Source organism: Pseudomonas sp. HMWF006, from assembly GCF_003061205.1.
Classification (GTDB): Bacteria; Pseudomonadota; Gammaproteobacteria; order Pseudomonadales; family Pseudomonadaceae; genus Aquipseudomonas; species Aquipseudomonas monsensis.
Genome location: NZ_QAIU01000515.1, coordinates 5,208 through 7,068, shown reverse-complemented (window position 1 = coordinate 7,068; position 1,861 = coordinate 5,208). Strand labels below are relative to the sequence as shown.

Annotated in this window: 2 protein-coding genes; both read left to right on the top strand. The window is 60.5% G+C overall.

From position 1 onward, the window contains the following. On the top strand, positions 1 to 1,404 hold a 1,404-nt coding region (locus tag DBR24_RS23055), incomplete at its 5' end, for a HAMP domain-containing sensor histidine kinase (RefSeq protein WP_256591757.1). Further along, positions 1,394 to 1,861, top strand: a 468-nt coding sequence (locus tag DBR24_RS33385; protein WP_256591756.1) for a sigma-54 dependent transcriptional regulator, incomplete at its 3' end; no start/stop codon positions are given. The genes DBR24_RS23055 and DBR24_RS33385, both read left to right, overlap by 11 nt.

Here is a 1,861-nt window from a genome sequence, read left to right as displayed (position 1 = left end):
GTGGTATTCAGTACCGCCGACGACAACATCGTCAGCCAGATCAGCACGGCCCCCAAAGCGGTGCTGCAAACCCTGCAAGTCGCCGGCGTCGCCACCGGCACGGTGATTTCGACTTTCGAAACCGATCAGGACGGCGTCGACTACAAAATGATCGTCGGCACTTACCTGGACAACAGCTTCCTGACCAGTGTTGCCGACGTGCATTCGCTGGACTTGCGCCTGTACCTGGCCAAGGACGATGACTTTTCGGAGATTTTCTCCACCCAGCGTTTCCAGGATCATCCCGCGCAAGTGCCGGAAAAAATCGAGCAGATCCTGCGCGAAACCAAAGGCCCGTTCGAACAGTTCACCAATCGCTACAGCGGCATCTATCGCCCGATCTTCAACGAGAACGGCCAGTTGCAGGGGGTGATTTTCAGTGGTCTGTTGCGCCACACCAGCCTCGTCGGCCTGGTCAATCAGAGCAACCTGTTCATCTTGATTTTCCTGCTCAGTTCGGCGGCGTCGCTGGCGGTCGGCTGGCTGGTCTCGCAACGCCTGACCAAGCCGTTGCGCGGGTTGGCCCGAGGCGTACAAGCGGTGATCGCCGGTGATTACCATCAACGCCTGAACGTGAATGGCGGTGATGAACTGGCAGAGCTGAGCAGCACGTTCAACCATATGAGCGAGCGTCTGGAGGAATTACAGCATCTGGAATCGCAACTGCGCCGCCGTGATCGCCTGCACGCACTGGGCGAAGTCGCCATGGGCCTGGCCCATGAAATCCGTAATCCGCTGGGCATCATCAAGACCGCCACGCAACTGCTGCATCGGCGCGCCGACCTGCCGGAAACCGACAAGCGTCACCTGGAATACGTGGTCAAGGAAGTCAGCCGGATCAATGACCTGATCACCGAGTTTCTCGACTTCGCCAAACCCAGTGCGCCGATCCGCGCCACCCAGTCCGCCCGCGCGCTGGTGGATGAACTGGCCGGGTTCTGCGAGCCGGAACTGGCCAGCCACAAGATCGACCTGCACATCCACGATCAGGCGCCGGGCGCAACGATCTATGCCGATATCAAGCAACTCAAACAGGCCGGCCTGAACCTGATCGTCAACGCCATCGACGCCATGCCCGACGGCGGCCGCCTGACGCTGGGCATCGCCAGTGCCGGCACCTGCACCGTGATCAGCGTGGCGGACACCGGGCAAGGGATTGAGGCCGACATGCTGGAACGTATCTTCACCCCGTTCGTGACCACCAAGGCTTCCGGCACCGGCCTGGGCCTGGCGAAAGTGTTTTCGGTGATGGAGAACCACAACGGGCGCGTGGAGTGCGTCAGCGAAAAAGATGCCGGCGCCACGTTCAGCCTGTACATTCCGGCCAATGGCGACGACTTCGACGAGACTGACGATGACGCATAACATTCTGGTGGTGGACGACGAACCGAAACTCTGTGACCTGCTGGCCTCGGCCCTCGGTCAGAACGGCGTCACGGTGTTCACCGCCGGCAATGGCTTGCACGCGCTCAAGGTACTGGAGAACGAAGACATCGACCTGCTGATCAGCGACTGGCGCATGCCCGGCATGGGCGGCGCGCAGTTGCTGGCGGAAGTGAAAAGCCGCTTTCCACAGCTGCCGGTGATTGTCATGACCGCCTACAGCACGGTGAAAAATGCCGTGGAGTCGATGCGCAACGGCGCGTTCGATTACATCGCCAAGCCGTTCGACATCGACGAACTGGACATCACCGTCAGCAAGGCCCTGCAATTTCGCGACATCCTCAAAGACAACCAGCGCATGCGTGCCGAACTCGACGAGCATCAGCAGATCGACAGCCTGATCGGCGACAGCCCGAGTTTTCGCCGCGTGCTGCAGGCC